Here is a 24,618-nt window from a genome sequence, read left to right on the forward strand (position 1 = left end):
GCGGGCGCAACATCGTGGAGTGCATCACGCGGCTTGGCGCGCCCCTTGCCGGACGCCGGAGGAAAGTGAAAAAGGCGTGTCTTATACAGGACTTAGTCGAAGGTTACGAACACCTTAAAAAATCGCCATCAGATCAGAAGGCGCAGGAAAGGCAGCGCGCTTACCCCGGCGCCAGGGCGATCCCGGTGATCTCGACCCTCCATTGCGGGTCCACCAACTTGCCCTGGATGGTCATGCGCGCGGGCTTGTGGGCGCGATCCAGCCAGCGGTCCCAGGCACGGTTCATCGCGGCGGCATCGGCGATGTCCGCCAGCACGATCTGCACCTGCAGCAGCGCGCGCTTGTCCGTGCCGGCATCGGCCAGCAGCGCGTCGATCTGCGCCAGGATGTCGGAGGTCTGTCCCTCGGCGTCGAGCGTGGCGTCGTCCGCCACCTGGCCGGCCAGGAAGATGAAGCCGCCGGCGACGGTGGCGCCACAGAGGCGTTGCTCCTCCGCCAGGCGGCGGATGCGGGAGGATGGCTCGGTCACGGGCGTTCCTTCATGAGATGGGGGAGAAAACACTGCCATGCCCGCCTGGTCGGAGCGAGGGGCGCAATCCGGCGAGGGAGCGCCAAGGTCTCGCCTCAGCCGCGACCTGATCGCCCGTGCCTTCCAGGGAGCCATGCGGCGCCGGCCGCGCCCGAAGCTGGCGCCCTCCGCCACCTCGCCGATTGCCGGTGTGGTCGGTTTGTTCAGGCTGGCGCTGGTGGCGAATGACGGGGGCGATCGCGCTGGCCGCCTATCTGCCGGCCGCCTCGGCGGTGGGGAGATCGAGGTCCCTGCTCCTCGGCTGAGGCGAGTTGCACGCCCCGCCGGCGAGACGGGTGAAGCCCGTTGGCGGCGGCGGAAGGCGGCCGGGCGCCCGGAGCGCGCCGGCGAACGGAGCCGTGGCGCCGGTCAGCCGCTGAAATGCGGGCGGCGCAACAGGCGGCCCAGCAGCCCGTCCACCGGCCCCGCGAGCACCGAGAGGACCCAGGCCGCGCCGGCGACCAGGACGATGGCGGGACCACTGGGCAGGTCGAAGTGATAGGAGACGAGCAGGCCCGCCACGCTGGCGAAAACGGCGATGCCGGCGGCGGCATAGGCCATTCCCCCCACGCTGCGCCCCCAGTAGCGCGCGGCGACCGCCGGCAGCATCATCAGCCCCACGGCCATCAGCGTGCCGAGCGCCTGGAAGGCCGCCAGCACGTTCAGCACCACCAGCACCAGGAACAGCATGTGCCACCAGCCGCCATGCGCGCGCACGGCGGCGGCGAAGCCGGGATCGAAGCATTCCAGCACCAGCGGCCGCCAGGCGAAGGCCAGCGCCAGCAGCGTCAGGCTGGCCACGCCCGCCATCAGGAACAGCGCCGGGTCGTCCACCCCCAGCACGCTGCCGAACAGCAGGTGCGACAGCTCGACCGATCCGGCCCGCGTCGAGATCAGGGTGACGCCAAGCGCCAGCGCGACGAGGTAGAGCGCGGCCAGCGCCGCATCTTCCCGCCCGCCTGTCGCGCGCGAGATGGCGCCCGCACCCACTCCCACGATCAGCCCGGCCACCAGGCCGCCCACCGACATGGCGGTGACGGAAAGCCCCGCCACGAGGAAGCCGATCGCGATGCCGGGCAGGATGCCGTGCGCGAGCACGTCGGCGGTCAGGCTCATCCGCCGCAACATCAGGAAGACGCCGAGCGGCGGCGCGGCCAGCGAAAGCGCGAGGCAACCCACCAGCGCCCGGCGCATGAAGCCGAACTCGGCGAAAGGCGCCCAAAGGGCGTCCTGAAGCAGGTGCAGCATCTCAGGCGGCGCTGCGCTCGCAGGCTTCGGCTTCCGCATCCCAGGCCTCGGCCATCATGCGGGCCTTCATGCGGTTGGCGGCGGTCAGCACCTCCCCCGTCGGCCCCCAGGCAATCGGTTCGCGCGCCAGCAGCAGCGTCTCGGGAAAGTCGTGCCGCACCAGCTCCAGGTCGTGCAGCACCGCCAGGATGGTGCGGCCCTCGCCGTGCCAGCGGTGCACCAGCGCCAGCAGGTCGGCGGCGGTGCGGGCGTCCACGGCGTTGAAGGGCTCGTCCAGCAGGATCACCGGCGCATCCTGCACCAGCAGCCGGGCGAAAAGCACGCGCTGGAACTGGCCGCTCGAAAGGCCGCCGACCGGCCGCCCCTCGAAGCCTTCCAGCCCGACCGCCGCCAGCGCGTCGCGGGCCGCCCGCTGCTCGGCCGCGCGCAGCGCACGGAAGGCGCCGGCGCGGTGCCAATGGCCGAACAGCACCACATCCAGGCAGGAGACCGGGAAGGCGCGGTCCAGCGCCGCCGCCTGCGGCAGCAGCGCGATGTCCCGGCGCGGCGCGGCGAGCTTGCCCTCAACAGCCGGGTGGAGGCCCGCGATGGCGCGCAGCAGGGTGGACTTGCCCGCGCCGTTCGGGCCCACGATGGCGGTCAGGCTCCCTGGCGCGAAGCGGCCGGAGATGTGATGCACCGCCGGACGCCGCCCATGCGTCAGCGTCAGGTCGGTGAGCACGATGCCCTCGCCGCGGCTCATGCGGCGCGCGCCCAGAGCACGGCGGTCCAGAGCAGCGCCAGCAGCAGCGCGGCCAGCGCCAGCCGGGCCGGGGTGCCGGCGTGCAGCGCCAGCGGGTCATTGAGGCGGGGCGTCATGATGTTATAGAATAACATTTCCCTCGTCGTGCACAAGCGCGCCGGCGGACGGCAGGTTGCGGCCCGTTCCCGAACAAGCCGCGGATTGTCATCCCCCACGGCTCCCGCCCGGCCGTCCGCCGCACTACCTTCACGGGCGATGCACGGTATGCCCCCCCTTCCCGACCCCGAGGCCGAACTCCGCCGCAACCTCACCCGCTATCGTCGCTTCGCCACCGCCCTGCTGGTGCTGATGTCCGCCGTGATGCTCGGCGCGTATCAGCTGCCGCCGGGCTACTGGAGCGACCTGCTGCAGGCTTCCGCCAAGGCCGGGCTGGTCGGCGGCCTGGCCGACTGGTTCGCGGTCACGGCGCTGTTCCGCCGGCCGCTCGGCCTGCCCATCCCGCATACCGCCATCATTCCACGCCAGAAGGAACGCCTCGGGCGCGGGCTGGGCCGCTTCGTCGGCAACCACGTCTTGACCGAGGCGGAGGTGCAGCGCCTGCTGGCACGCGTGGATCTCGCGGGCATCCTGCGCCGCGTGCTGAGCGATCCCGCCAACACGCGCCCCTTGGCCGAGGCAATGGCCGCCAACCTGCCGCGCGTGCTCGATGCCCTGGAGGACGGCCGCGCCCGCCGCCTGCTGGCGCGCCTGCTGCCGCGCATGGTTTCCGGCCCCGCCGCGGCGCGCCTGCTGGCGCGGATGCTGCGCGCCATGATGGCGGGCGGCCAGCACCAGGCGGTGTTCGGGCTGGCGCTGGAGCAGATCAAGGTGTTGCTGGCCGCCAAGGAGGAGGACCTGCGGCAGGCGATCCAGGCCCGCGTGCGGGCCGAGGGCGGCGCGCTGGTCGGCTGGCTGGCCGGCGGCGCGGTGGCGCGGCGCATCCTCACCGCCATCAACCAGGAGCTGGAGAAGGTCGAGCCGGGGGACAGCGACCTGCGCGCCGCCTTCGAGGCCTGGCTGCTGACCGAGATCGAGCGCCTGGAAACCGACCCGGCACGCGCGGAGGCGGTCGGAGCGGCACTGCGCAAGGCCTTGTCGCACCCCACCGTGGCGGCCTGGCTGGGCGACGTCTGGAGCCGCCTGAAGGCCGGCGTGGCGGCCGACGCCGCCTCCCCCGAAGGCCGCAGCGCGGCGCTGCTCTCCGGCCTGTTCACCAACCTTGGCCGGCTGCTGGCCGAGGATGAGGCGGCGCGCGAGCGGCTGAACCGCTGGCTGGAAGGAATGCTGCGGGGCGCGCTGCCCTCCGCCCAGGCGCGCATCGCCGACTTCATCGCCGGCGTCGTGGCGCGCTGGGATACCGCGACGGTGGTGGACAAGATCGAACTGCGGGTGGGGCGCGACCTGCAGTTCGTGCGGGTGAACGGCACGCTGGTCGGCTTCCTGGCCGGCGGGGCGCTGTTCGCCCTGATGCAGGCGGTGTTCGGCCGCGTGGCCTACTGAGCCGGCCGCCCCGCCGCCGGCCGCGGGGCGGCCCTTGCCATTGCTCCGCCCTCCGCCCCACGCTAAACCGCGCCGCCGAGCCGCCTTCCGCCCCCGTGGCGGGCGCGGCCTATCTTCGTTCCTTTAAGCCTCCCCCGAGAGACAGGTGCCCCGCCCATGAAGCAGCAGGCCAACCAGATGCGCCCCGGTCAGGTCATCGAGTACGAAGGCCGGCGCTGGACGGTGCTGAAGATCCAGATCATCACTCCGGGCAAGGGCGGCGCCTTCATCCAGGTCGAGATGCGCGACATCAAGACCGGCACCAAGAAGGACGATCGTTGGCGCACCGCCGACACCGTCGAGCGGCTGATGACCGAGGACAAGGAGTTCACCTACTCCTACGCCGACGGCGACAACCTGGTTCTGATGGACCCCGAGACCTTTGAGCAGACCATCGTCCCGGCTGCCATCCTCGGCGAGCGCCTGCCCTTCCTCACCGAGAACATGACCGTCTCGGTGAAGCTGATCGAGGGCGAGCCGGTGGCGATGGACCTGCCGCCCAACGTGACGCTGGAGGTGGCCGAGGCCGATCCGGTGGTGAAGGGGCAGACCGCCTCCTCCTCCTACAAGCCCGCCGTGCTCTCCAACGGCGTGAAGACCCTGGTGCCGCCCTTCATCACCGCCGGCGAGAGGATCGTGGTGAAGACCGACGACGGCTCCTACGTCGAGCGCTCCAAGGGCTGAGGCCCGATCCGCGGGGCGCCGTCCGGCGTCCCGGACTCCGTTTCCCGCCGCCGGACCTACGCTGCCCGGCGGCGGGAGTTCCGGGAAGCCGCGGCATCCCGGCGGAACCAGGCGGCAGGGCGCGCCCCCGCCCGCCGAGCAGCGCATCCGTTATCCGGAGTTCCCCCATCGTGGCCGCATCCGCACGCCTCTCCCCCGCCCTGAACGTCGTCGTGGCCGCCGCGCAGAAGGTCGGCCGCCGCCTGCTGCGCGACTTCGGCGAGGTCGAGCAGCTGCAGGTGAGCACCAAGGGCCCGGGCGACTTCGTTTCCCAGGCCGACCTGCGCGCCGAGGAGACGCTGCGCGCCGAACTCGGCCGCGCTCGCCCGAACTTCGCCTTTCTCGGCGAGGAGGAGGGCCAGACCGGCAAGGAGGACTGGGAGTGGCGCTGGGTGGTGGACCCGCTGGACGGCACCACCAACTTCCTGCACGGCATCCCGCACTGGTCGGTCTCGATCGGCATCGAGAAGCGCACCGGCGAGAACAGCAGCGAGATCGTCGCGGGCGTGATCTACAACCCCGCCGCCGACGAGCTGTTCTGGGCCGAGAAGGGCATGGGCGCCTTCCTGAACGACCGCCGCCTGCGCGTCTCGGGCCGGCGGGACATGCTCAGCGCCGTGCTCGCCACCGGCATTCCCTTCGCCAAGGTGCCGCGCAAGGCCGAGTTCTCCACCATTCTGGCCAGGCTGATGCCGCAGGTCGCCGGCATCCGCCGCATGGGCTCCGCCTCGCTCGACCTCGCCTGGACCGCCGCCGGCCGCTATGACGGCTACTGGGAGCTGGGCCTGAAGCCCTGGGACATCGCCGCCGGGCTGGTCATCCTGAAGGAGGCCGGCGGCTACGTGACCGATGCCGAGGGTGGCGACTCCTTCGCCAGCGGCAACGTCATCGCCGGCAACCCCTTCATGCAGCCCAAGCTGCGGGAGGTGGTGAACGAGGGCATCGCCGCGGTCGGCAAGGCGCGCGGCGAAGGCTGACCTGCCGCGGGCGCCAACCCGGCGCCCGTTTCCCCTCTCGCGGATGTGGGCTAGGGTGCGCAACGATGCGCGCCTTCAACTTACCATTTCTACCGCCGCTGCGGCGGTCCGTTCCACTGCTGGCGCTGCTGGCGCTGGCCGCGACCGCTCACGCGCAGCTGCCGGACGGGCGGCTACCTTCCGATCCCGCGGCCGCCGCACCCCGCGCCCCGGACCTGACGCGCCCGCCGCGTCCCGCGCCCGCGATGCCGCAGCCCGGCTTCAACCTGCCGCGCGGCATCGAGGCCATGCCGGGCGGCGGCTGGCGGCTGACGGGTTCGCTGGCGCGCGGCACGCTGGACGGTGCGCCGCATTCCACGCTGGCAGAGATCGCCCATTGGCTCTCCAGCCGCACCACGGGCCGGGTGACGCTGGTCGCCCAGGTGGCCAATCCCGAGAACGACGTCTCGCTCGCCCGCCGGGATTCGCTGGCGCACGCCCTCGCGATCCGGCATGTGCTGGAACAGGCCGGGCTGGACGGCACCCGCATCGACATCCGTCCCCTGGGCCGCACCGCCGAGGCACGCGACGCCATCGAGCTGCTGCCGCCCCCCGCCCGCAGCGACACTCCCGCCAGCGAGAACCTGAGCCGCCCATGACCCGCCCCAACCAGTACCTGCTGCGGATGTTGGTCTTCCTTGCCGCGGTCCTCGCCCTTGCCGTGGTGCTCTCGGGCGCGCTGACCCGTGCCTTCGCCGCCAACCCGGTGCTGAACAGCGTCATCTTCGCCGTTCTGCTGCTGGGCATCGCCTGGAACATCCGCCAGGTGCTGGGGCTGCGGCCGGAGGTGGACTGGGTGGAGGGCTTCCGCAACGCGCGCTCCGGCGGCGCCGCCCGCACGCCGCCGCGCCTGCTGGCGCCGATGGCCTCGATGCTCGCCACCCGGCGCGGCGACCGCATCACCCTCTCCGCCTCCGCCATGCGCAGCCTGCTGGACGGCATCGCCTCGCGCCTGGACGAGAGCCGCGAGCTGTCGCGCTACATGACGGGGCTCTCGATCTTCCTCGGCCTGCTCGGCACCTTCTGGGGCCTGATCCTGACCATCGGCTCGGTGGCCGACGTCATCAACACCATGTCGGTGGGCTCCGGCGACCTGAACCAGCTCTTCAACCAGCTCAAGTCCGGGCTGGCGCAGCCGCTGGGCGGCATGGGCGTGGCGTTCTCCTCGTCGCTGCTCGGCCTTTCCGGCGCGCTGGTGCTGGGCTTCCTCGACCTGACGGCGGGCCAGGCGCAGAACCGCTTCTACTATGAGCTGGAGGAATGGCTCGCGGGCGTCACCCGCCTTTCCTCCGGCGTGCTGGGCGACACGGCCGAGGCCGGCGGCTCCGTTCCCGCCTATGTCCACGCGCTGCTGGAACAGACGGCGGAGAACCTGGAGAACCTGCAGAGCATCCTGGCACGCGGCGAGGAAGGCCGCGCCGCCAGCGCCCTGGCGCTGAACACGCTGACCGACCGCCTCTCCCTGATGACCGACCAGATGCGCGCCCAGCAGATGCTGATGCAGCGCTTCGCCGACGCGCAGTCCGGCCTGATGCCGACCCTCAGCCGGCTGGCCGAGGCGCAGCAGCACGTGCAGACGCATGGCGCGCTGGACGAGGCATCGCGCATCCACCTGCGCAACCTCGAAGTCTACATGGCGCGGCTGGTTGAGGACCTCGCGCATGGCCGCGCCCAGGCCACCGCCGAGATCCGCGGCGAGATCAAGATCCTCGCCCGCACCATCGCGGCCCTGGCCGACGAGAGCCCCCGCTGACGGGAGACTGACGCCATGCCCCTGAGCCGCCGCGGCGCGCGCGAGGCGCCCAATGCCTGGCCGGGCTACGTGGACGCGCTGTCCACGCTGCTCATGGTCATCATCTTCGTGCTGCTGGTCTTCGTGCTGGCGCAGGGCTTCCTGTCGGTCACCCTGACCTCGCGCGACAAGGCGCTGGACCGGCTGAACCAGCAGGTGGCCGAGCTGTCGGACATGCTGGCGCTGGAGCGCGGCCAGGGGCAGGAGCTGCGCGCCAACCTGTCCCGCCTTTCGGACGAGCTCCGCATCGCCACCGGCGCCCGCGAAGCCGCCCTGGCGCAGGTGACGTCCCTCCGCGAGGAGCGCGACCGCCAGGGCGCCGAACGCGACTCGCTGAAAACCGAGCGGGACCGCCTGGCCGCCCGGCTGGCCGACCTGGAGCTGACCGCCAGCGGCTCGGCCGGCCGCATCGCCAGCCTGGAGGAGCGGCTGGCCGCCGCCCAGTCCCGTGCCGAGAGCATCGGCGGCGACACCGCCCAGACCCTGCAGAACCTGACCGAGACGCGCCGCACCCTGGCCGACGAGCGGCAGAACCTGCAGGCGGCGCGGACCCAGATCCAGGCGCTGCAGGACCGTGCCGCCGCGGCCGAATCCAGCCGCGACCGGAATGCGCAGGCCCTGGCGCAGACCCAGCAGCAACTGCAGGCGGCGCAGCAGACGGCCGACCAGCGTCAGCAGCAGCTGAACCGCCTGGCCGAGCAGATCCGTGCCCTGACGGCGCTGCGCGACGAGCTGGAGAAGCGCGTGGCGGATGTCATGGCCCGCGCCGAGGCGCAGGAACAGCAGACCAGGGGCGAGGCCGAGCGCCGCCAGCAGGCCGAGGCCAAAGCGGGCGAGCAGGTCCGCCTCGCCGAGAGCGCGCAGGCCCAGGTGGCGCTGCTGAACCGGCAGCTCACCGAGCTGCGGGCCGAGCTGGCGCGCATGGCCGGCCTGCTGGACGTGCAGGTGAAGGCGACACGGGACAAGGACGTCCAGATCGCCGATCTCGGGCAGCGGCTGAACACCGCGCTGGCCGCCCGGGTGGAGGAGCTGCAGCGCTACCGCAGCGACTTCTTCGGCCGGCTGCGCGACGTGCTGGGCGAGCGGCAGGAGGTCCGCATCGTGGGCGACCGCTTCGTCTTCCAGGGCGAGGTGCTGTTCCCGGTGGGCAGCGCCGACCTTTCCGCCGCCGGCCAGCAGCAGCTCCGCGAGCTGGCCGAGGTGCTGAAGGAGGTCAGCAAGAAGTTCCCGGCCGACCTGCCCTGGATCCTGCGCGTGGACGGCCATGCCGACCGCAGCCCGGTGCGGCCGGGCGGCCGCTACGCCTCCAACTGGGAGCTTTCCGCGGCGCGCGCCATCGCGGTGGCGCAGTTCCTGATCACCCAGGGGCTGCCGGCCAACCATGTCGCGGCGGCGGCCTTTGGCGACAACCAGCCGATCGACGCGGGCGATTCGCCCGAGGCCCTCGCGCGCAACCGGCGCATCGAGCTGCGCCTGACCGATCGTTGAAAAGGATTGCGAGAGGGGGGATTCGAACCCCCATGACCGAGGTCGGACGATTTTGAGTCGTCTGCGTCTACCGTTCCGCCACTCTCGCGCGGCGGAACGGGTCTAGCGCAAGCGCGACGCGCCGTCACGGGGGCAGCGCGCGGCCTCCCTCACTTCCCCTCAGGTCATCGGCCCCGCGATGAGGCGGGCGAAGTGCGGCCGCGCCAGCAGGCGGTCGTACCAGCCGCGCAGGTTGGGCAGTTCCGGCCGCTCGACCGGCAGCGCGAACCATCGGTGGATGTGCGGCCCGAAAACGATGTCGGCCACCGAGAAGGCGCCCTCGACGTATTCCTTGCCCTCAAGCTGGCGGTCGAGGATGCGCCAGAGCTTGCCGGCCTGGGTGAGCGCCGCCTGGGTGGCGGGCCAGTCCCGCTCCGCCTCGGGAATCCGCACATAGGTGAAGAAGATCGTGGTCATCGGCGGCGTGAGATGGGCGAGCTGCCAGTCCATCCAGCGCTCCACCTGGGCGCGGGCGCGCGGCTGCTGCGGCAGCAGCGCGGCGCCGCCGGGCGTGGTGCTGGCGAGATAGCGTAGGATGGTGTTGCTTTCCCACAGGCTCCAGCCGTCCGGCTCCTCCAGCGTGGGCACCAGGGACATCGGGTTGCGCGCCTTGTAGGCGGGCTCGTTCGTCACGCCGAAGGCGCCGCCGGCGTCGCGGCGCTCATGCTCCAGCCCCGCCTCGGCGCAGAACCAGAGCACCTTCATCACGTTGCTGCTGTTCGCCCGTCCCCAGATCACCGGCATGGCCGATCCCTTTCCCACGTTGGTCCTCGTGCGGGCACGCTATGCGCGGAGCGCCAGCCGGTCCAGCCGTGGCGGCGCTTGACCCGGCCAGGGCGCAGCGCCAGCTTCCGCAGATATCCAGCCCTGCGCGGCCGCCGCCGCCAAGGAGTCCGCATGACCCATCCCGCGCCGCAAACCTCCCCGCGCGAGGCCGCCGGCCTGCTGGACCCCGTCTGGTCGCGCATCCGCCGCGAGGCGGACGAGGCGGCCCTGCGCGAGCCGGAACTGGCGGGCTTCCTGCATTCGGCGGTGCTGCAGCACGAAGGCCTGGAATCGGCCCTGTCCGGCCGTGTCGCCGCCAGGCTCGCCCATGCCGACCTGCCGGAGGCACTGCTGCGCCGGACGCTGGAGCGCGCCCTGGAGGACGACCCGGCCCTGCGCGAGGCGGTGCGCTGCGACATCATGGCGGTGGTGGACCGCGACCCCGCCACCAGCCGCGCGCTGGAGCCGGTGCTCTACTACAAGGGCTTCCACGCCCTCACCGTGCACCGCCTGGCGCACCGGCTCTGGCAGGAGGGCCGCCGGGACATGGCGCTCTGGCTGCAGTCCCGCTCCTCCTCGGTCTTCCAGACGGACATCCACCCGGCGGTGCGGATGGGGCGCGGCATCTTCCTCGACCACGCCACCGGGCTGGTGGTGGGCGAGACGGCCGAGATCGAGGATGACGTCTCGCTGCTGCAGGGCGTGACGCTGGGCGGCACCGGCAAGGAATGCGGCGACCGCCATCCCAAGATCCGGCACGGCGTGATGCTCGGGGCCGGCGCCAAGGTGCTCGGCAACATCGAAGTGGGGCATTGCGCCCGCGTCGCCGCGGGCTCGGTGGTGCTGAAGCCGGTGCCGCCCTGCACCACGGTCGCCGGGGTGCCGGCGCGCGTCATCGGCCAGGCCGGCTGCGCCGAACCCGCCCGCACCATGGACCAGATGCTGCGCGACGCCTCGGCCGAGCAGTAGGACGTATGCCGCTGCTGATCGCGGCGCTGGCCGCCGCCGCGCCGCTTTTCGCCATGGCCTCGGAGCGGTGGGGCGGGCTGAACCCCTGTGAACTCTGCCTCTGGCAGCGCTGGCCCTATTGGATCGGTGCCGTCCTTGCCTTGCTGGCGTTCTGGCTGCCGCGCCGCCTGCTGCTGACGCTGGCCGGTCTCGCCATTCTTGGCTCGGGCGCCTTCGCGGTGGTGCATGTGGGGGTGGAGGCGCATTGGTGGCCCTCCCCCTTCCCGGGCTGCACCGCCCCCACCGCCGGCAGCGCCCGCAGCGTGGAGGACATGCTGGCCGGCATGGCGGCAGCCCCTTCCAAGCCGTGTGACGAGCCGACCTATCTCATTCCCGCCCTGCCTCTCTCGATGGCCGGGATGAACCTGATCTATGCGCTCGCCCTCGGTGGCCTGGCCTTGCGCGAGGCGCGCCGGCGCGGCTGACGCCTTCGCCAGGATCGTGGCATTCTTCGCTCCCTGATCAACCGGGACGAGCCATGCCGCCTTTCTTCAAGGTCCTTACCGCCTGCTGCCTGCTGGCCGGCTGCGCGACCACCGGGGCGCAGACCTTTCCGCAGCGGGACCTGGCCGAACGGCTGCCGGAGACCATTCTGGGCTTCCATCGGTCGGAGGTGCGGCCGGTCGGCGATGCTCCGGGCGACCTGGCGATCACCTATCGGTCGGAAGCGACCGGCAGCACCGCCACCGTCTACCTGCTGCGGCCCCGGACGATGCCGCTGCCGGATGGCGCCGCCTCGCCACAGGTGGAGAAGCAGGTGGCGACCATGGCCTTGGCAACAGCCGCCGGCGCGGGCTCCCGGCCAGGGCTGCGGCTGGAGCGCGGACTGGACTATGCGGTGACCACCAAAGGCGCGACGGTGCCGAACATCGGCTGCGCGGAGTTCCGCATCGACAATCCACCGGCACATGTCGTGCGAAACGTCGTCTGCGCCTCGGGCGTGGCGGGCACGCTTGTTGGCGTGCAGGCCATCGGGCGGCACAAGGCGGAGGATATGGAGCTGGGGCGCCGCTATCTCTCGGGCTTTGCCGACCGGGTGGTGGATCTCCTGAAAGGTGTCGCCCCGCCTGAGGCAGACGTTTCGTCCGGCACCGCCGCGCCGGGCGCGCCACATCCCGCCACGCTGCCGCCGGCCAGCGGCCCGCTGCGCCGGACCTGACGCCTCAGCTCTCCAGTTCGGTATCCCAGTACAGGTAGTCGCGCCAGCTCTCGTGCAGGTAGTTCGGCGGAAACATCCTGCCGTTCTCCTGCAGTTCCCAGCTTGTCGGCTGCCGCGGAACATGGCGCGGAAACATGCGGATCTCCCGCGGCAGGCGGGAGCCCTTGCGGAGGTTGCAGGGGCCGCAGGCGGTGACGACGTTCTCCCAGCTCGTCCGGCCACCCCGGCTGCGCGGGATGACATGGTCGAAGGTCAGCTCATGCGTCGGGTGCTCGGCACCGCAATAGACGCAGGTGAAGCTGTCGCGCAGGAAGACGTTGAACCGCGTGAAGGCGGGCCGGCGCGCCGCCGGGATGTACTCCTTCAACGCGATGACGCTCGGCAGCCGGATGGCGTGGCGCGGCGAATGCACCGTGATGTCGTATTCCGACAGCACCGAAACGCGGTCGAGATAAACCGCCTTCACCGCGTCCTGCCAGGACCAGAGGGACAGCGGGAAATACGATAGCGGGCGGAAATCCGCGTTCAGCACCAAGGCCGGGAAGCCACTTTGACCGCCCGAAGACATCCCGTCAGGCAAGCGCCGCTCCTTTCAAGCTGCGCGCCTCTAGCCCTGGGGCCTGAACCGGTCGGGCAGGCCCCAGATTTCGTGGCGCCGCCGGTTTGCGGCTTCATTCATGCCAGTCTCGCGCGGCCTGCGCAACGTTTGGCCGCGCGAGTTTCACGGTGGCGTCACACGGAACTCGCAAGCTCCGCCGCGACGCGCTGCAGGAACAGCCCGCCGGCGGAAAGGCCGATATCGTCGATGCCATGCCCCAGGCGCGGGACGTAGAGGCCCTCCACCGGCACCCCGGCCGCTTCCAGCGCCGCCTCGGCCGCCCGGCTGCCGGCCATCGGCACCACCTCGTCCGCCTCGCCATGCACCAGCAGCACCGGCGGACGACTCCGGATCTCGGCGGCAAGCAGTTCCTCGCCGATCAGCCGGCCGGAAAAGGCCAGAATGCCGGCAAGGGCCCTCTCGCGGCGCAGGCCGGTGAAAAGCGACATCATCGCGCCCTGGCTGAAGCCCATCAGCACCACCTTGTCCTCCGGCACGCCGGCGGCGGCGCATTCGGCGGCGATGGTCTCGTCCAGCAGGGGCCGGGCGGTCCGGATGCCGGCCAGCAACGGAGCGGGGCGACGGTCCTCCAGGCTGAACCACTGGCGGCCATAGGGTGCCCCCGGGCAGGGGTGCGGCGCATGCGGCGCGACAAAGAGCGCCTCCGGCACGCTCTGCGCCCAATGCGGCGCGAGGTCGATCAGGTCGTTCCCGTCGGCGCCATACCCGTGCAGGAGAAAGACGATCAGCTTCGGCGCTCCCCCCGCCTTCGGCCCCCAATGCGGTCCTTCCAGTGCGGCCATGCGGCATCCCCTTGCTGCGGTGGTGCCCGATCCGCTACGCGCGATCGGCGATGCCCGCAACCATTGTCACGCGCTTCGCCCCCAGCCCGACCGGGCGCCTGCACCTGGGCCATGCGCACAGCGCCCTGCTCGGCTGGCGCGCCGCCCGCGCCGCCGGCGGCCGCTTCCTGCTGCGCCTGGAGGACATCGACCCGGCCCGCTGCCGGCCCGAATACGCCGCCGGAATCGTGCAGGACCTCGCCTGGCTCGGGCTGGACTGGGACGGGCCGGTGCGCGTGCAGTCGGAGCATCTGCCGGAATACCGTGCCGCCCTGAACCGGCTGGAGGGGATGGGCCTGCTCTATCCCTGCTTCTGCACCCGCGCGGACATCGCCCGCGAGGTGGCCGCGATCGGCCATGCGCCGCATGGGCCGGACGGGCTGCTCTATCCCGGCACCTGCCGCCGCCTCTCCGCCGCCGAAAGGGCGGAGCGCCTCGCCCGGGGCGAGGCCTATGCCCTGCGGCTGGACATGGGAGCCGCCCTGCGCCGGGCACCGACGCCGCTCTCCTTTCTGGAGCTGGGCGAGGGACGGATCCGCTGCGACCCGGCGCGCTTCGGCGACGTGGTGCTGGCCCGCAAGGACACGCCCGCCTCCTACCACCTCTGCGTCACGCATGACGACGCCCTCCAGGGCGTGACGCTGGTGACCCGCGCCGAGGACCTGCGACCGGCCACCGACCTGCACCGCCTTCTCCAGGCGCTGCTCCGCTGGCCCGCCCCACGCTACCGGCATCACCGCCTGCTGCTGGGGCCGGATGGCAGGCGGCTCTCGAAGCGGGACAAGGCTCCGACCCTGGCGGCGCTGCGCGAGGCCGGCCGCAGCCCGGCCGAGGTGCGCGCCATGGCCAGGTGGCCGGACGCATGACGAAAGGCCCGGGGAAGGCATTCCCCCGGCCCTCGCCGTTCCCCGCCGGGCGGGGAGGACGCCGGCCGCTCAGGTGCGGCCGTAGGTATCCTCGAAGCGGACGATGTCGTCCTCGCCCAGATAGGCGCCGGACTGCACCTCGATCAGCGTGAGCGGGATGATGCCCGGGTTTTCCAGCCGGTGCACCGAGCCGAGCGGCAGGTAGATCGATTCGTTCTCGCGCAGCATGATCCGCTCCGCGTCCCGCTCCACGATGGCGGTGCCGTTCACCACCACCCAGTGCTCCGCGCGGTGGAAATGCTTCTGCAGCGAAAGCTTCTCGCCCGGCTTCACCGAGATCTTCTTCACCTGGAAGCGGTCGCCCTGGATCAGCCCCTCGTAATGGCCCCAGGGGCGGTACATCCGGCGGTGCTCGGTCGCCTCCTTGCGGCCCCTGGCCTTGAGCTGCTCCAGCAGCTTCTTCACGTCCTGGGCGCAACTCCGGTGCATCGCCAGCACCGCGTCGTCCGTCACCACCACCACGGCGTCGTCCAGCCCGACCACGCCCGTCAGCACGCCCTCGCTCCGGACATAGCAGTTGTTCGCCCGGTAAAGCTCGACCGGGCCATGCGTCGCATTGCCGGCGGCATCCTTGGCCGCCACCTCCCAGAGCGCCGCCCAGGAGCCGACATCCGACCATCCGAGATCGGCCGGCACCACGGCGGCATGGCTGGTCTTTTCCATCACCGCGTAGTCGATGGAGATGTCCGGCGCCCGTTCGAAGGTGGGCGGGTCCAGCCGCACGAAGTCGAGGTCGCGCGTGGCGCCTTCAACCGCCGCCCGCACGGTGGCGAGCAGGCCTGGGGCCAGGCGCTCCAGCTCGGCCAGCAGCGTTGCCGCCGTCGCCACGAACATGCCGGAATTCCAGAGATGGCGGCCACCCTCCAGGTAGGCCCGCGCGGTCGCCAGGTCCGGCTTCTCGACGAAGCTGGCGATGGAGGAAACGCCCTCCACCCCCTCCAGCGGGGCTCCCGCCTCGATGTAGCCGTAGCCGGTCTCGGGGGCGGCCGGCTTCATGCCGAAGGTGACGATTCGGCCGGCGCGCGCCGCGGTTGCCGCCTTCTCCAGCGCCGCATGCAGGGCGGCGACGTCGGCGATGGCGTGGTCGGCGGCCAGCAGCCACAGCACCGCCTCGGGGTCCGCCTCATGCGCCAGCAGGGCGGCGGCGGCAATGGCCGGGGCGCTGTTGCGCGCCACCGGCTCCAGCACGATGGTCGGCTCGCTGACCCCAGCGGCACGCAGCTGCTCCGCCACCAGGAAGCGGTGCGCCTGGTTGCACACCACGAGGGGGCTGGTGAAGCCCGTGCCGCCGGCCCGGCTCACGGTGTCCTGCAGCATCGTGCGCTCGGAAAGCAGGGGCCAGAACTGCTTTGGGAAGCCCTCGCGCGACAGAGGCCAGAGCCGGCTGCCGGTCCCCCCGCACAGAACCACCGGGACGATACGACGCTGCTCGGTTGCGCTCATCAGGCCTGTCTCCACGCTCGGAGACTGGAAGATACGGAGTACAACCCACAAAAGAAAGCCGCCCTGGACGACTTGCCCAGGGCGGCAGAAGCAACGGCTCAGGCGAGGCCGGTCAGCCCGCCATCGCCTCCTCCTTCCGCTTGCGCAGGCCGGGCAGCAGCATCAGGCCCAGCGCCAGCGCCGCGATGGCCAGCAGCACGGCGGAGATCGGGCGCTCGATGAACACGGTCACGTCGCCGCGGGAGAGCAGCATGGCGCGGCGCAGGTGCTCCTCCATCATCGGGCCGAGCACGAATCCGACCAGCAGCGGCGCCGGCTCCATCTTCAGCTTCGCGAAGGCGTATCCCAGCACCGCGAAGAACACCGTCTGGTAGACGTCGAAGACGTTGTTGTTGATGGAGTACACGCCGATCGCGCAGAAGGTCAGGATCGCCGGGTACATGTACTTGTAGGGCACCTGCAGCAGCTTCACCCACATGCCGATCATCGGCAGGTTGATGACGAGCAGCATGACATTGCCGATCCACATCGAGCAGATCAGGCCCCAGAACAGGTCCGGCTGGCTCTCCACCATGCGCGGGCCGGGCTGGATGCCCTGGATGATCAGCGCGCCGACCATCAGCGCCATCACGGCGTTGGAGGGGATGCCGAGCGTCAGCAGCGGGATGAAGCTGGTCTGCGCCGCGGCGTTGTTCGCCGCCTCGGGACCGGCCACGCCCTCGATCGCGCCACTGCCGAACTCGTTGCGGCCGCGCGACATCTTCCGCTCCATCATGTAGGAGCCGAAGGAGGCCAGCGAGGCGCCGCCGCCGGGCAGGATGCCAAGCGCCGAGCCGATGATGGTGCCGCGGATCACCGAGGGGGTCGCCCGCTTCCACTCCTCCTTGGTGAGGAACATGCTGCCCACCTTGGCGGAGAGCACGCTGCGGACCTCGGGGCGCTCCAGGTTCAGGATGATCTCGCCGATGCCGAACACGCCCATGGCGATGGCGGCGAAGTTCAGCCCGTCCGACAGCTCGGGGATGCCGAAGGTGAAGCGCTGCTGGCCGGTCTGCACGTCGGTGCCGACCAGGCCGAGCGCGACGCCGAGCACCACCATGGCCACCGACTTGATCACCGAGCCCTGCGCCAGCACCGCCGAGATGATCAGACCGAGCAGCATCAGCGAGAAGTAGTCCGCCGGGCCGAAGGAGAGGGCGATGTCGGTCAGCGCCGGGCCGGAGGCGGCGACCAGGATGGTGGCCACCGAGCCGGCGAAGAAGGAACCGAGCGCCGCGATGGTGAGCGCCGCGCCGGCGCGCCCGTTGCGGGCCATCTTGTAGCCTTCCAGCGTGGTCACCACCGAGGAGACCTCGCCCGGCAGGTTCAGCAGGATGGCCGTGGTGGAGCCGCCGTACTGCGCGCCGTAGTAGATGCCGGCCAGCATGATGATGGCGGTGGTGGCCGGCTGGCCGAAGGTGATCGGCAGCAGCAGGGAGATGGTCGCCACCGGGCCGATGCCCGGCAGCACGCCGATCGCCGTGCCGATGAAGGCGCCGAGCAACGCGAAGAGCAGGTTGTTGAGGCTGAGGGCGACGCCGAAGCCGTGCGCCAGGTTGTCGAGAAGGAGTTCCATGTGCCGGGGGCCCTCAGAAGGTCGGCCAGATGTTCACGCGGATGTCCAACTCGTAGATGAACACCCACCAGCACAGCGCGATCAGGAAGACCACGCTGCCAATCACCCCCAACGGCCGGTGGTCGGGATCGGCCAGGGAGGAGATCACGACCATCGCGGCGATCGCCAGGAACAGCCCGCCCTGGTCGAGCAGCACGCCGAACACCGTCATGCCGGCCAGGACCAGCGCCAGCTTGCGCCAGCCCGGGCTGATCGCCATGACGAAGAGCCCGATCATCAGCGCGATGCCGAGCGCGTACCAGTTGTTCCCCAGGGCCGGAACCGCCGCGACGAGCAGCGGGTAAGCAACCAGGGCGACGGCGATACCAAGGAACAGGCCGACAAGGTCAAGCTTGGTCCAGCGCTCCAGCGGGTCCGGCCCGCTGACAAACGAAATGCCAAGGACCACCAGGCCGAGAAAGAACTCCAGCCCGAAGGTCAGCATCGGCATGTAGCCCGGCCCCATCCGGCGCGCCGAACCCAGCGTGTGGTCGGTGTTCAGCCACAGGCCGAGCCCGGCCAGCACCAGCAACAAGAGCGCCGAGGCAAAATCTTTCGCGTTGATCCTCATGCCGATCCTTTCTTGAACCCCGCGTGCGGCAGACACGCGCCTAGCGCAGCCGAAACCCACCAAGGCGGCGACGCGCCGTCCCTGGCTGGACCATCGACCTGTGACCGGAATGGCCCCCACTGGCTGCCGCCGGGGGCCGTCGAATCAGTAAGGGAGAGGCTTGCCCGCCGATGATGCGGGCGCGGAGTGCTGCGGCGGGATCGCCAGGATTCCCGCAAGCTCCATCACCGCGCCGTGGTCACGGCCCACAACTTCCACCTCCCCCTGATACCCAATGCGAGGCAACCTATGGCAGGGCGCCGCACCGGGGCAAGGTGGCAGCAATTGATTAAGAAAAGTTCATCTTTATTGTGCAACGCAACATCGTTGTCGCCGAGCATAGCTTTAGCGCAAAAAGAGGATTTCAGCACCGATGAGACGTGAACTATCGATCAACAACCTTTCCACCCATCTGCATGCGGCCGCCTCGCAACTTGCGCCCCACTTGACAGCGATCCGCCGGGACCTACACGCGAATCCGGAGCTCGCCTTCGAGGAACACCGCACCGCCGGCATCGTGGCCGACGAGCTGGTCCGGCTCGGCATCCCGCATCGCACCGGCATTGGCCGCACCGGCGTGCTCGGCATCATCGAGGGCGGCCTGCCCGGCCCAACCCTGGCCTTGCGCGCCGACATGGATGCCCTGCCGATCCACGAGGAAACCGGGCTGCCCTTCGCCAGCACCGCGGCGGGAAAGATGCATGCCTGCGGGCATGACATCCACACGGTGACGCTGCTCGGCGCGGCCGCGATCCTGAAGGAAATGGCGCCGCAGATCGCCGGCCGGATCGTGCTGGTCTTCCAGCCGGCCGAGGAAACGCTGCAGGGCGCGGCCGCCATGATCGCGGACGGCGCGGCCGAGGGCCTGGACATGGCGCTTGGCTTCCACAACCACCCGGACATGCCGGTTGGGCGCTTCAGCTTCGTTCGCGGTCCCTGCCTCGCCGCCTCGGACCTGTTCGACCTGGAGATCCAGGGCCGCTCCGGCCATGCCGCGCATCCCTATGCCGCGGTGGACCCGATCGTGGCGGCGGCGCATTTCGTCACCCAGGCGCAAACCGTGGTCAGCCGCGAGGTGAAGCCGCTGCATCCCGCCGTGGTCACCATCGGCCAGTCGGCCGGCGGCACCACCTACAACATCATCCCCGAGCGCGTGCATCTGAAGGGCACCGTGCGCACCCTCCATCCCGAGGCGCGCGATACCGCCGAGGCGGCGCTGCGCCGCCTGGTGCAGGGCATCGAAACGGGGATGCGCGTTGCCGCCCGGCTGGAATACCGCCGCATGGTGCCCCCGCTGGTGAACGACGAGCGCGTGGTGAACCCGGCCGTCGCCGCTCTCGCCGCGCAGTTCGGCGCCGAGGTGGTGCAGGAGGGCGAGCCGTCCATGGGCTCCGAGGACTTCTCCGCCTTCGCCGAACGGGTGCCTGCCTTCCAGCTCGGCATCGGCTCCGGCGCGCCCGGGCGGCAGGACCGGCTGCACAACGCGCAGTACCAGCCGGACGAGGGCTGTATCCCCAGGGGCGTCGAGGCCATCGCCCGCATCGCGCTCGACCTGCTGTCGCCGCACGCCTGAGCGTGCCCGGAAAAGGAATTCCCGCAATGAAGATCTGTGTCTTTGGCGCCGGCGCCATCGGCGGGCATGTGGCGGCACGGCTGGCGCTGGGGGGCGCGGAGACGAGCGTGGTCGCCCGCGGGGCGCAGCTCGCCGCCATTCAGCGGAAGGGCCTGACCATCACCGCTCCTGACGGCACCCACACCGTGCAGGTGACGGCCGGCGATGCCGCGACGGTCGGCCCGCAGGACGCGGTGATCGTCACCGTGAAGGCCCCTTCCCTGCCGCAGGTGGCCGAGGCCATCGCACCGCTGCTGAAGCCCGACACCACGGTGGCCTTCGTGATGAACGGCATCCCCTGGTGGTATTTCGACCGGCATGGCGGCGAGTTCGACGGCCGGCGCCTGCCGGCGGTGGACCCGGGCGACGCGGTGCGCTCCGCCATCGGCATCGGGCGCACCCTTGGCGGCGTGGTCTATTCGGCCTGCACCGTCACCGAGCCCGGCCATGTGCATGTCGAGCACGCCAACAACCGTGTCATCCTGGGCGAGATGGATGGCAGCGACAGCCCCCGCGCCGAGGCCATCGCCGCCTACCTGACCAAGGGCGGCATCTCCGGCGAGGTAACGCGGCAGATCCGCCGCGAGGTCTGGATGAAGCTGATGGGCAACCTTTCGCAGGGTCCCTTCACCATCCTTTCCCGCCAGGGCATGGCCGGTACCCTGGCCGACCCGGCGGTGCGCGCCACCGTGCGCCGGGCCATGCAGGAAAGCATGGCCATCGCCGCCGCGCTGGGCCAGGGCTTCGAGTTCGACCTGGACAAGCGACTGGCCGGCTCCGCCAGGCTGGCGCACAAGCCCTCCATCCTGCAGGACCTGGAACTCGGCCGTCCGATGGAGGTGGACGCCCTGTTCCGCGTGCCGCTGGAATTGGCGCGCCTCGCCAGCGTCGAGACGCCGACGCTCGACCTTTTCGTGGCGCTGGCGACGCAGGCCGCGGCGGCGGCGGGACTTTACCGGGGGTGACGAGTTCGGGAGAAGGAGTTCCCCCGAGCTCCCTCCTTCGCCTGGCCTGTCCCGGCGGGCGCATGCCGCCGGCGCGGGAATCCCGCAGAAGGAGGGAGGCCGGGGGCGTTCATTCCCCCCGGCTTGTTTCCGGCGCCCGGGGCAGCGCCGTCTGGCCGAGCACCCAGCCCTCCCAGCGCCGCACTCCGTCATCCTCCGGCACGAAGTCGGGCCGGGCTCCATCCAGCACGCCGATGACGCAGAGCAGCCCCAGCAGGCTGTCGAAACGGTCCTCTCCCGCCGCGTCGGTGCCGAAACCCTCCTCCAGCGCCAGCCTGAGGCCGCGGCTCGGCCGCACCTCCAGGCGGTCCAGGGCCAGCCGCAGGGAGGGCGCCGCCGCCCGGCGCGCCTCCGGCGCCCGCTTGCTGCCGCCCAGCACCACGCCCAGGTGCCGCAGCGCCTCGGCCGGATAGGTTTCCGCCAGCACCGCCACGCCAGGGGCCAGCAGTTCATGCAGGCCGCCCTGGAAAGGCCAGAGCCGCAGCGGCGCGCCTGCCGCCAGGGCGGGGGCCAGCCAGTCACGCCAGGCCGCGATGGCCGCCTTGCCGGACTGGTTCGCGCCCAGGGTCCAGAAAACCGGCGCACCGGCGGGGCGCTCGGCGGTGGCCTGGTCGCACCACCGGCTGAGCGCCGCCGCCCCTCCGAGGCCGAGCGCCGCCGCATGGGCCGCGCGCGTCATGCCCCGCAGGCCGCGCGCCGGGTAAAAGGGCCGCGCGGCCGAGACGGTCTCCAGGGTCGGGCTGACCAGGAAGAACTCCGGCGTCGCGGTCAGGCCGCGCAGGAAATGCCAGAAATCCGGCTCCGCCCGGCCGGCGGCGAAGCCGCGCGGCAGGCCAAGCGGAAGGTCGAGGCCGAAGGCCAGGGGCACGCCCTCCGCCAGCAGTTCCGCGACCAAGGCGGCCGGATCGCCCACCAGGCGGGGTGCCTCGGCGCGCCAGCGGCCGCCCCGCCGCCGGGCGAGGCTGACCCAGCGCTTGCGCGGATTGAGACTCCAGTCGGCATGGGCCGCAATCATTGGTGTAGGATCAGCCATGAGAGAGGTCGCCATGCGCTACAACCGGACGGCTCGCCTGCTGCACTGGGGCACGGCCTTCATCGTGTTGCTGATCATCGCCCTGGGTATCTGGATCGCCCAGGCGCCGCCCGAGGACGAGGCGCTCAAGTTACGCCTTTATAACATCCACGAAAGCTTCGGCATTACGATCCTGTTGGTAACGCTTTTTCGCCTGTTCTGGCGCTGGCGGCACCCGCCGCCGCCGGTCACGCCGCCGCTGCCGGGCTGGATGCGGAAGGTGGCCACCGCCAACCACTCCGCCTTCTATGTGCTGCTGATCGTGCAGCCGGTGGTCGGACTGATGGCGACCAACGCCTGGGGCTTTCCGCTAACCGCCTTCGGCCTGGTGCCGATTCCCAGCCCGATCGGCCGCAACGAGGCCCTGGCGCCGACGCTATCCGCCATCCATGACACGATCGGGCTGACGCTGGCCGCGCTGGTGGCGGTGCATGCCGGCGCCGCCTTGTGGCACCACTTCGTCCGTCGCGACAACACGCTACGGCGAATGACGGGCTGAGGCGCCTGCCTCAGCCGATCGGCTTCTGCGCCCGTTCCAGCAGCCGGGCGAAAAAGCCGGGCTTCCGCGGCGCCTTGGCCTCCTTCGCCGCCTGGGCCGCAAGCTGGTCGCGCTCCTGCGCCTTCATGGACAGCCACTTGTCCAGGCTGACCCCCGCCTTGGCCGCCCGCTTCGCCTCGTAGGCGCGCTGGCCCTCGCTCATCCGCGCCTGTTCCTGAACCTTGCCTGCCATCACCGCTTCCCCTGGGTTCCCTTTGGCTCGCCGCGGCGGTGGATGCCGTGCCGGCGGCCCGGCAGCAAGTGCTTTTGTCCGGGGGGAGATCCGCGGGAAAGCAGGGCTTGCATCGGCGCTGCCCTGCCCCACTCTGCGCGGCATGGAAGCGAAAGTGAAAGCCGGCATCTGGGTCTCGATGGCGGTGCGGCTGGCGGACCAGACCGGCCGCCCGGCGATGGTGCTGCGCAAGGGCGACCCGGACTCGGGTGGCATTCTCTGCCTGCTGCGTGGGCGCGAGGGCTGCACGGTGCTGAGCCAGGCGCGCGACGCCGAGGGCCGCCCGGCCTGGATGCGCGGCACCGGCAAGGATCCCGTCAGTGAGGCGGAGGCGGACGCCTATGTGGAGCGGCAGGTGCGGCGCGACCCGGACCTCTGGGTGCTGGAGTTCGACACGCCCGACCTCCGCCCCCCCTTCGAGGCGATCATTCTCTGAAAGGCGGCCGGGGGAGGCACCCTCCCCCGGCCCCTGCCGTCAGACCTGCGCCATCTTGATGGGCGGGGTGAGATCCGCCGGCAGCGGGCAGGCATAGGGCGTCTCGGCCGTGCGGGCGGCGAGGTCGGCCTTCGCCTGCTCAATCAGCTTCGGGTCCTTGAGCGCGTCCACCGCGACGCCGGCCATCACCTTGGCCACGTGCACCATGCCCTTGTGCGCCAGCGGCGACTGGCCCTGGGCGGTGAGCTGCCAGGAATGGCCCGGCGTGCCGATGGCATAGGTGGCGCCGCGCGCCTGCACGGTCGGCACCACCCAGGAAACGTCGCCCACATCGGTCGAGCCGACCATGGCGGCGCCCTTGGCCTCCAGCGGAATGATCTCGTCCGCCAGCGGCACGCCCTTCCGGACCGGCACGCCCATGCGCTTGAAGGCGGAGGCGATGTCCTCGTCGCTCAGCGTCTTCTGGAACTCCGCGGCCAGGGCGCGGTCCTCGTCGTCGAAGGGCGGCGGGCCGAGGCGCTCCAGGTTGCTCTGCATCGCCCGCTCCAGCGGCAGGTTGCCGAGCAGGTTGGAAACGGCGGAGACGACCTTGGTGGAGACGCTGGTCTCCGTCATCAGCGCGGCGCCGTCGCCGATCTTGCGCACGCGGGCGACGAGGCCCTGCAGCATCGGCAGGTCGGAGGCGCGGATCAGGTAGCGCACCGTGGCCTTGCCCTGCACGACGTTCGGCGCGATTCCACCGGCGTCCAGGTAGGCGTAGTGGATGCGCGCCTCGCTCGGCATGTGCTCGCGCATGTAGTTGACGCCGACGTTCATCAGTTCGATGGCGTCGAGCGCCGAGCGGCCGAGATGCGGGGCGGCGGCGGCGTGGCTGGAGCGGCCGGTGAAGGTGAAGTCGATGCGGGTGTTGGCCAGCGACTTCGCCTCGTTCACCGCGGCGAAGGGCGCCGGGTGCCAGGAGATGGCGATGTCCACGTCCTTGAAGCAACCCTCGCGCACCATGAAGGCCTTGGCGGCGCCGCCTTCCTCGGCCGGGCAGCCGTAGTAGCGGACGCGGCCCTTGATGCCGTTCTTCGCCAGGTAGTCCTTCACCGCCGTCGCGGCCAGCAGGGCGCCGGCGCCGAGCAGGTTGTGGCCGCAGCCATGGCCCGATCCATCGCCCGGCAGCGGACGGTGCTCGGCCACGCCCGCCTCCTGGCTGAGGCCGGGCAGCGCGTCGTACTCGCCGAGGATGGCGATGACCGGCCCTTCCTCGCCCGCCTCGCCCATGATGGCGGTGGGGATGCCGGCCAGCTTCTCGCTGATGCGGAAACCATGCGCCTCCAGCGCCTTCTTGTGCTCGGCGACGGAGCGGACCTCGGCATAGGCGAGTTCCGGCATCTCCCAGACCCGGTCGCTCAGCTCGATGAAGGCCTGCTGGTTCTCATCCACCAGCCGCCAGATTTCCTCGGTGTTCTGCATGGGGCACTCTCCCGCCAAATCTGCGTCGGCCAAACTGCGTCCGGACCGCCGGCTTGTCGAGAGG

At 71.1% G+C, this 24,618-nt stretch carries 27 protein-coding genes and 1 tRNA gene; 14 read left to right on the forward strand and 14 right to left on the reverse strand.

Annotated elements, in window-relative coordinates:
• Positions 1–160: 160 nt before the first annotated feature.
• The 4 genes from E0493_RS08855 to E0493_RS08870 all read right to left on the reverse strand — a co-directional run bounded on the left by E0493_RS08855 (position 161) and on the right by E0493_RS08870 (position 2,692).
• A complete protein-coding gene (locus E0493_RS08855) occupies positions 161–529 on the reverse strand; it encodes a RidA family protein (protein ID WP_367614477.1) in 369 nt (122 codons plus the stop codon).
• A 408-nt stretch (positions 530–937) separates the two neighbouring features.
• Positions 938–1,816 (reverse strand): metal ABC transporter permease, encoded by an 879-nt coding sequence (locus E0493_RS08860; protein WP_160936580.1) that lies wholly within the window; start codon positions 1,814–1,816, stop codon positions 938–940.
• Position 1,817: 1 nt separating this feature from the next.
• Entirely contained in the window at positions 1,818–2,558 is a 741-nt protein-coding gene (locus E0493_RS08865; RefSeq protein ID WP_160936581.1) for a metal ABC transporter ATP-binding protein, read from the reverse strand.
• Positions 2,555–2,692: a hypothetical protein gene (locus E0493_RS08870; protein ID WP_160936582.1), complete on the reverse strand. Its 138-nt coding sequence runs from the start codon at positions 2,690–2,692 to the stop codon at positions 2,555–2,557. Before E0493_RS08870 ends, E0493_RS08865 begins: the two co-directional genes overlap by 4 nt.
• A 130-nt stretch (positions 2,693–2,822) precedes the next feature.
• Between E0493_RS08870 and E0493_RS08875 the strand changes: the two genes are divergently transcribed.
• From E0493_RS08875 to E0493_RS08900, 6 genes are all read left to right on the forward strand, one after another.
• Positions 2,823–4,097: a DUF445 domain-containing protein gene (locus E0493_RS08875; protein WP_160936583.1), complete on the forward strand. Its 1,275-nt coding sequence runs from the start codon at positions 2,823–2,825 to the stop codon at positions 4,095–4,097.
• Between the two features lie 156 nt (positions 4,098–4,253).
• On the forward strand, positions 4,254–4,820 hold the full coding sequence (gene efp, locus E0493_RS08880; protein WP_160936584.1) for an elongation factor P: 567 nt from the start codon (positions 4,254–4,256) through the stop codon (positions 4,818–4,820).
• 170 nt (positions 4,821–4,990) lie between these two features.
• Positions 4,991–5,836, forward strand: a complete 846-nt coding sequence (locus E0493_RS08885; protein WP_160936585.1) for an inositol monophosphatase family protein — start codon at positions 4,991–4,993, stop codon at positions 5,834–5,836.
• A gap of 65 nt (positions 5,837–5,901) precedes the next feature.
• Positions 5,902–6,474 carry a hypothetical protein gene (locus E0493_RS08890; RefSeq protein ID WP_160936586.1) on the forward strand — a complete coding sequence of 191 codons (573 nt, stop codon included), beginning with the start codon at positions 5,902–5,904 and terminating at the stop codon, positions 6,472–6,474.
• Positions 6,471–7,628: a MotA/TolQ/ExbB proton channel family protein gene (locus E0493_RS08895; protein ID WP_160936587.1), complete on the forward strand. Its 1,158-nt coding sequence runs from the start codon at positions 6,471–6,473 to the stop codon at positions 7,626–7,628. The genes E0493_RS08890 and E0493_RS08895 overlap by 4 nt, the downstream gene beginning before the upstream one ends.
• A 15-nt stretch (positions 7,629–7,643) precedes the next feature.
• Positions 7,644–9,155, forward strand: a complete 1,512-nt coding sequence (locus E0493_RS08900) for a peptidoglycan -binding protein (RefSeq protein WP_160936588.1) — start codon at positions 7,644–7,646, stop codon at positions 9,153–9,155.
• A gap of 7 nt (positions 9,156–9,162) precedes the next feature.
• Here E0493_RS08900 and E0493_RS08905 read toward each other — a convergent pair.
• Positions 9,163–9,243: transfer RNA gene (locus E0493_RS08905), tRNA-Leu, on the reverse strand.
• A gap of 71 nt (positions 9,244–9,314) precedes the next feature.
• Entirely contained in the window at positions 9,315–9,938 is a 624-nt protein-coding gene (locus E0493_RS08910; RefSeq protein WP_160936589.1) for a glutathione S-transferase family protein, read from the reverse strand.
• 153 nt (positions 9,939–10,091) lie between these two features.
• Here E0493_RS08910 and cysE point away from each other — a divergent pair, with 153 nt between their 5' ends.
• From cysE to E0493_RS08925, 3 genes are read left to right on the forward strand one after another with little or no spacing between them, the layout of a single operon-like run.
• On the forward strand, positions 10,092–10,928 hold the full coding sequence (cysE, locus tag E0493_RS08915; protein WP_160936590.1) for a serine O-acetyltransferase: 837 nt from the start codon (positions 10,092–10,094) through the stop codon (positions 10,926–10,928).
• Positions 10,929–10,933: 5 nt separating this feature from the next.
• Complete coding sequence (locus E0493_RS08920) at positions 10,934–11,392, forward strand: disulfide bond formation protein B (protein WP_160936591.1); 459 nt, start codon at positions 10,934–10,936, stop codon at positions 11,390–11,392.
• Positions 11,393–11,445: 53 nt separating this feature from the next.
• Complete coding sequence (locus E0493_RS08925) at positions 11,446–12,126, forward strand: hypothetical protein (protein WP_160936592.1); 681 nt, start codon at positions 11,446–11,448, stop codon at positions 12,124–12,126.
• A 4-nt stretch (positions 12,127–12,130) separates the two neighbouring features.
• On the opposite strand, the gene E0493_RS08930 is transcribed toward E0493_RS08925, so the two are convergent.
• Both E0493_RS08930 and E0493_RS08935 read right to left on the reverse strand, forming a co-directional pair.
• Positions 12,131–12,694 carry an HNH endonuclease gene (locus E0493_RS08930; protein ID WP_160936734.1) on the reverse strand — a complete coding sequence of 188 codons (564 nt, stop codon included), beginning with the start codon at positions 12,692–12,694 and terminating at the stop codon, positions 12,131–12,133.
• A gap of 164 nt (positions 12,695–12,858) precedes the next feature.
• Positions 12,859–13,527: an alpha/beta hydrolase gene (locus E0493_RS08935; RefSeq protein WP_160936593.1), complete on the reverse strand. Its 669-nt coding sequence runs from the start codon at positions 13,525–13,527 to the stop codon at positions 12,859–12,861.
• A gap of 50 nt (positions 13,528–13,577) precedes the next feature.
• On the opposite strand from E0493_RS08935, the gene gluQRS reads away from it, so the two are divergent.
• Positions 13,578–14,432 carry a tRNA glutamyl-Q(34) synthetase GluQRS gene (gene gluQRS, locus E0493_RS08940; protein WP_160936594.1) on the forward strand — a complete coding sequence of 285 codons (855 nt, stop codon included), beginning with the start codon at positions 13,578–13,580 and terminating at the stop codon, positions 14,430–14,432.
• A 69-nt stretch (positions 14,433–14,501) separates the two neighbouring features.
• Here the strand turns inward: gluQRS and E0493_RS08945 are convergent, their stop codons facing one another.
• From E0493_RS08945 to E0493_RS08955, 3 genes are all read right to left on the reverse strand, one after another.
• Positions 14,502–15,935: a mannose-1-phosphate guanylyltransferase/mannose-6-phosphate isomerase gene (locus E0493_RS08945; RefSeq protein WP_160936595.1), complete on the reverse strand. Its 1,434-nt coding sequence runs from the start codon at positions 15,933–15,935 to the stop codon at positions 14,502–14,504.
• Positions 15,936–16,047: 112 nt separating this feature from the next.
• Positions 16,048–17,550, reverse strand: a complete 1,503-nt coding sequence (locus tag E0493_RS08950) for a tripartite tricarboxylate transporter permease (RefSeq protein ID WP_160936596.1) — start codon at positions 17,548–17,550, stop codon at positions 16,048–16,050.
• A 13-nt stretch (positions 17,551–17,563) separates the two neighbouring features.
• Complete coding sequence (locus E0493_RS08955) at positions 17,564–18,160, reverse strand: hypothetical protein (protein ID WP_160936597.1); 597 nt, start codon at positions 18,158–18,160, stop codon at positions 17,564–17,566.
• A gap of 412 nt (positions 18,161–18,572) precedes the next feature.
• Between E0493_RS08955 and E0493_RS08960 the strand changes: the two genes are divergently transcribed.
• Together E0493_RS08960 and E0493_RS08965 are read left to right on the forward strand one after the other, a co-directional pair.
• Positions 18,573–19,772 (forward strand): M20 metallopeptidase family protein, encoded by a 1,200-nt coding sequence (locus tag E0493_RS08960; protein WP_160936598.1) that lies wholly within the window; start codon positions 18,573–18,575, stop codon positions 19,770–19,772.
• Between the two features lie 26 nt (positions 19,773–19,798).
• Entirely contained in the window at positions 19,799–20,776 is a 978-nt protein-coding gene (locus E0493_RS08965) for a ketopantoate reductase family protein (RefSeq protein ID WP_160936599.1), read from the forward strand.
• A gap of 109 nt (positions 20,777–20,885) precedes the next feature.
• On the opposite strand, the gene E0493_RS08970 is transcribed toward E0493_RS08965, so the two are convergent.
• On the reverse strand, positions 20,886–21,848 hold the full coding sequence (locus E0493_RS08970; RefSeq protein WP_235913668.1) for a hypothetical protein: 963 nt from the start codon (positions 21,846–21,848) through the stop codon (positions 20,886–20,888).
• Between E0493_RS08970 and E0493_RS08975 the strand changes: the two genes are divergently transcribed.
• On the forward strand, positions 21,847–22,386 hold the full coding sequence (locus tag E0493_RS08975) for a cytochrome b (protein ID WP_235913669.1): 540 nt from the start codon (positions 21,847–21,849) through the stop codon (positions 22,384–22,386). The genes E0493_RS08970 and E0493_RS08975 overlap by 2 nt on opposite strands.
• 10 nt (positions 22,387–22,396) lie before the next feature.
• On the opposite strand, the gene E0493_RS08980 is transcribed toward E0493_RS08975, so the two are convergent.
• Positions 22,397–22,618, reverse strand: a complete 222-nt coding sequence (locus E0493_RS08980) for a hypothetical protein (protein WP_160936600.1) — start codon at positions 22,616–22,618, stop codon at positions 22,397–22,399.
• A 142-nt stretch (positions 22,619–22,760) separates the two neighbouring features.
• Between E0493_RS08980 and E0493_RS08985 the strand changes: the two genes are divergently transcribed.
• Positions 22,761–23,093 (forward strand): DUF1491 family protein, encoded by a 333-nt coding sequence (locus tag E0493_RS08985; protein WP_160936601.1) that lies wholly within the window; start codon positions 22,761–22,763, stop codon positions 23,091–23,093.
• A gap of 39 nt (positions 23,094–23,132) precedes the next feature.
• Here E0493_RS08985 and E0493_RS08990 read toward each other — a convergent pair whose 3' ends face one another.
• On the reverse strand, positions 23,133–24,554 hold the full coding sequence (locus tag E0493_RS08990; RefSeq protein WP_160936602.1) for a M20 family metallopeptidase: 1,422 nt from the start codon (positions 24,552–24,554) through the stop codon (positions 23,133–23,135).
• Positions 24,555–24,618: the final 64 nt, after the last annotated feature.

Source organism: Teichococcus coralli, assembly GCF_009829925.1.
Taxonomy (GTDB): Bacteria; Pseudomonadota; Alphaproteobacteria; order Acetobacterales; family Acetobacteraceae; genus Pseudoroseomonas; species Pseudoroseomonas coralli.